The organism is Anabaena sp. CA = ATCC 33047, from assembly GCF_963870205.1.
Classification (GTDB): domain Bacteria; phylum Cyanobacteriota; class Cyanobacteriia; order Cyanobacteriales; family Nostocaceae; genus Trichormus.
The window spans coordinates 232,886-237,494 of sequence record NZ_CAWMSA010000056.1; the positions used below are offsets into that span (position 1 = coordinate 232,886).

At 40.3% G+C, this 4,609-nt stretch carries 3 protein-coding genes; 1 reads left to right on the forward strand and 2 read right to left on the reverse strand.

Translation table 11 applies throughout. From position 1 onward, the window contains the following. Window positions 1-45 precede the first annotated feature (45 nt). Window positions 46-915: a DUF5895 domain-containing protein gene (locus AACS98_RS17605; RefSeq protein WP_066382168.1), complete on the reverse strand. Its 870-nt coding sequence runs from the start codon at window positions 913-915 to the stop codon at window positions 46-48. A gap of 430 nt (window positions 916-1,345) precedes the next feature. Here AACS98_RS17605 and cas6 point away from each other — a divergent pair, with 430 nt between their 5' ends. Then, window positions 1,346-2,458 carry a CRISPR-associated endoribonuclease Cas6 gene (gene cas6, locus AACS98_RS17610; protein WP_066382170.1) on the forward strand — a complete coding sequence of 371 codons (1,113 nt, stop codon included), beginning with the start codon at window positions 1,346-1,348 and terminating at the stop codon, window positions 2,456-2,458. 562 nt (window positions 2,459-3,020) lie between these two features. Here the strand turns inward: cas6 and AACS98_RS17615 are convergent. Next, on the reverse strand, window positions 3,021-4,271 hold the full coding sequence (locus AACS98_RS17615) for a family 3 adenylate cyclase (RefSeq protein WP_066382175.1): 1,251 nt from the start codon (window positions 4,269-4,271) through the stop codon (window positions 3,021-3,023). Between the last annotated feature and the right edge of the window lie 338 nt (window positions 4,272-4,609).

The window sequence follows — 4,609 nt, forward strand, 5'->3', positions numbered from 1 at the left end:
GAATTATTGGGAAATGATCTCCCCTGCCTCCCCAGTCCCCAGTCCCTAATACGGGGGATAACCAAAATCATCTTCATCGGGATAGATATAAGAACTAGAAACTCCCGCCATGCCATTTTTTGGCGTTTCTGTTCTCACAGGTTCCTTAGCAAATTCTTTGTAATCTTCAAAGGTTTTACAAATCATTGCTGATTCTGGTGAATCTGAAGCAATCAAGTAATTAGTTAAAGTCGCCACAGTCGGATGTTCATAATCTACAGTCGAAGCCACCAAAACTGTATTTGGTTCAATCCCTCTTTCTTCACACTCAATAATCGGGCAGAAAATTCCGTGAGCATGAAACAAAGGGCCTTTTGGTGTAATTGGTTGCTTGCGGAATAAAGCATAAGCCCTTTCTAACTCTGACACAAAACCACTGACAATTTTGCCCTGTTGAAATTCACAGTATGTCTTGCTAAAACTCGCTCCGGCTGCACCATTGAGAGTTAATTGCAGAGGATAATCATGTAAAAACTTTTTATCTTTACCTACTAAGAAAATTAGGTAACGAGTAAAGGTTTTAAATTTTAATTTATCTGCTAAAAACGCATCATAATTTTCTTTGAGTGTCCCTAATTTTATCCCCGTTTCTCGGTCTTTAACCGACAAAGGCCCCCGACGCACAATCACTATTCGGGGAGTAGTAGTCATAAAAACTGTTTCCACCCCAGAACTGAATTCATGTTCTACTTGTTGCCAATTATCATCAGGCTGAAAACCCACAGCCTGAGCATTATCTAGCTTAATCGCTAAACCGTAGGACTGTAGACCATCTGCGCCATACCGAGGATTAATCATCTGACACCAGGGGATGACTTGAGAAGGCGGCGCATTAAATTTTTCATCCTCAAAGTCGAACTTAGCAGCTGCTGTCATCGTTTTAGACACAATAGTAATTTCCTATACAACTTTATCAGTATGACGCTGATGCTAGAAAGTCAGTTGAGCAAACAGGCGTACTGTTTTTTCCAGGTTAAAGCAGAATCAATCTCAGTTGCAATCTCTGTTTTGTTTTTTAACAACTTCATTTTAGGGACTGGGGACTGGGGACTAGGAGAGGTAGACAAGGTAGACAAGGGAGAAATTCTTTGAGAGTAGGACTTACGCAAGTGTCACACTAAATATGTCTTGTAGGGTGCGTCAGACGGCTTAAATGCTGTCAATAAACAGATTGTTGACATCTGACGCACCCTACTATTATGCCAGTTGCGTAAGTCCTGAAGAGTCAACAGTCAACAGTCAACAATCAACAGTAGAATCAGTTTTAACACGAAACTTTCCGAATATCCTCTCAACCTGCTGCATAATGGTGCGTCGCGCAAAGAACAAAGTTAATCAACCAACTTCTAATTCCGACTGGCCGCTAGAGACGGAATTAGTCGGACTAGAATTTGAGTTAGTCACTAAAGTAGATGTGTCTGTCTACCCTCAGTATACAATTGGACTCCATGCCTGGCTTCTCGACCAAGTACGGTTGACAGACCCAGAACTTTCTGCTTATCTTCATGATGGTGAGTCAGAAAAACCGTTTACTATCTCTGCGTTGGATGGAGAATTAGTTAGTAGCGGTAAGCAATTAAAATTATTTGCCAATCAAACCTATCGCTGGTATGTGACAGCATTATCAGCTAGAGTGGTGCAATGGTTAGCACAGTGGCTAAAAAACCTACCTTCGGAGGTAAGTTTGCGTCATGCACCTTTGCAAATTCTCACCTGTAATGTTGTTCTTGCACCTACAACTTATGCTCAATTACTCAATGCTGAACATGGGAACAATCTCAGTTTAAGATTTATCAGTCCTACCAGCTTTCGCCGCAAAGGTCATCATCTACCCTTACCAGTACCCGTGAATGTCTTTCATAGCTACCTCCGTCGTTGGAATGATTTTTCAGGAATGCCAGTAAACCAAGATACATTTTTAGCATGGGTAGATGAATATGTGATCATTACTCGTCACCAAATCGCCACAATGAAAGTCCTGGCAGGGAAGAAAGGCGCAGTTACAGGTTTTACGGGTGCTGTAGAATTTAGTTTAACTAAAGAGGCTGTTGAGCAATCGGAATTTTGTCAATTACTTTATGCTTTAGGGAAGTTAGCAGCTTATTGTGGTACTGGTCATAAAACAACCTTTGGCTTAGGTCAAACCCGTTTGGGTTGGTCGTCGCAAGTTATTGCAGATGTGCCAGAAGTGGAAAGTTTGCTGGCAAGTAGAATTGAGGAGTTAACAGAGATATTCACAGCCCAACGTAAGCGGACTGGGGGAGAACGGGCTTCTGAGATAGCGTCAAAGTGGGCGACAATTTTGGCACGGCGAGAAATGGGCGAGTCTTTGCAAGTGGTGGCGGAAGATTTGCAAATACCTTATGAAACGGTGAAGACATACGCGAAGCTGGCGCGACGGGCGTTGAAAGTTGAGTAGTTAGGGTTTTTCAGTTCGTAGTAGGGTTAACAGCTAGTTAGTGTTTTACTAACGAAACCTAACAAATGCTTACATTTAAGTACGATTTATGTCTACTGATTCACTGAAAAACCAGCCGCTCGCTAGACAATTTTGAGACTAGGGGAGCATAAACAGTGCTATTATTGATAGGTATTTAGGTGATAACCAAGCCTAAATACTTAATAGTAGGGTGAGATCCACCCGATCTTAAAGCCTGTAGACTGAGTAGTGCCGACACTTTGAGGATGAAGCAGGAAGAAAAAGCTACCTCGTGTTCGCATTAGTTAGCTTTTTTGGATCGGACTTTAGTCCCGACGCTTGTTAGTATCGGGTTGTTAAGGGAAGACCAAAAAATAAATTATCCAAATCGACTGTTAGTAGGGTGCGTCAGTGGGAATATTTTCTTGGTATAGCTAGGGTTTCTCGTACTGACGCACCCTACATTTTGGATATTTTTTATCTGGAAGTCTCTAAAAGAGGACTAAAGTCCTTACTACAAACTAATTAAATTTGTTGTGACACTGGGGTAAGCTCTGTAATTCTAGGTTTCGTAGATGGTAATTTCTACACCAGAAACTGTGTAAGTAATCTCTTTAAATTGGCTCACATCCACCAATGTTTTCATAGTGGAACTCAAATATATTTTACCAAATTCTCCTTTATCTTGAGCCATTTTCGAGGCAACGTTAACTGGATTACCAGCAATGTCTTTACCGCCAACAGCCAAGTCAAAAAGCAAAATAGAGCCAGCATCAATTCCTGTACGAGATGGAATATTTTGTTCTGCTAGTTTTTGACGTAATTCTTGAGAAAATTGGAGTGCGGTATCGGCTGTATCAAAAACATAAATTCCTATAGAACCGACTGCCTTAACTTCCACACCATGATACTTTTCTAGAAGTTGCAATCCTGTGTCTTTCAGTTCAGCTGTCAGAGCCAAGTTAGTAAACATTCCAATTTCATGGTATTCAGCTTCTTGAGTTCCCCTTTCAGCTAAAACGACTACTTTGTTTTGCAGGTATTTATCGGCTAACTGATTGGCAAAAGTGGTGTCTGTCAGGCGGTTTCCATATTCTAATAAGTCAGCATAAAATTCTTGAGAATAAGGAATGGGATAGTTCGGATTTAAAGGTGGTATTTCTGGTAAACCTGGCCCGTCTAAAACACAGAAAATCTTCCCGATTTCGGTTACTGCTTCGCTTTTTGGGGTAACAGTGAAATTATGGTTTTCTGGCAAGAGTTCATAAAATGCTTGACTGATAGCTATTTCACCGCCCGCAGTCTCATTTTCGGCAATTTCTTCAATGACATCAGCTTCTAAACCATATAAACCACCGTTGATGTAATAAAAGTCTCCATAGTGTGCGCCAATTCCAATTTTAATTTGACAACGTTGGCTAATTTCACGTTGGATTGTGAGCAACGCAGACAGAAGAGTTTCAGGCTTGACTGATGCAGGATAAAACATTTGAGTATTGTCAGCAGCCCAAATACCAACACCTTCACCACCTATGGCTGTACCAACACTGTAGACAATTTCTTTTGGTTGGTTAATGATTGCCAAAATTTCTAATAAGCCTTTTTGCTTGGTTAGCTTAGTCAGTCCAGCAGAATCAGAAGATATGCTGTAACCTTTGACTTTATAAGGTTCTAGCAGTTTTAAGGTGGCTTCTTTGGTTTGGTCACTCAATAACCACTGTTTAATCAGTGTCAGTGGTAAAGCACCGATAATGTCTTGGGTGATGTCAAATAAGGCGGGATTATATTGATCTGTAGTGAATTTGTTAGTCATCTGTTTCAAGTAAGATAAATTTATACTTCTGCACGACAATTTACACTCGCAGGGTTATCCTCTCTACGAGAAGCCGCAGCTATATAACAACAGTGCAAAAGATAAATATTACACTATCACAAGCTGGTTATTATCAATCAACACAACTGACACTTTTAATACTTTTATAATCTTTTAGAGAGAGTATTTTTACTTTGACTGTTTGTCCTGCTGTAACATTACTAACTCATCAATCTATTGTGCGATGAGAAAAAATATGCTTTTAGAGAAAGTATTTTTACTTTGACTGTTTGTCCTGCTGTAACATTACTAACTCATCAATCTATTGTGCGATGAGA

What these genes read in the sequence shown, in the direction of transcription:
- AACS98_RS17605 (WP_066382168.1), bottom strand. Translation starts at nt 915, where the DNA reads ATGACAGCAGCTGCTAAGTTCGACTTTGAGGATGAAAAATTTAATGCG.
- cas6 (WP_066382170.1), top strand. Translation starts at nt 1,346, where the DNA reads ATGGTGCGTCGCGCAAAGAACAAAGTTAATCAACCAACTTCTAATTCC.
- AACS98_RS17615 (WP_066382175.1), bottom strand. Translation starts at nt 4,271, where the DNA reads ATGACTAACAAATTCACTACAGATCAATATAATCCCGCCTTATTTGAC.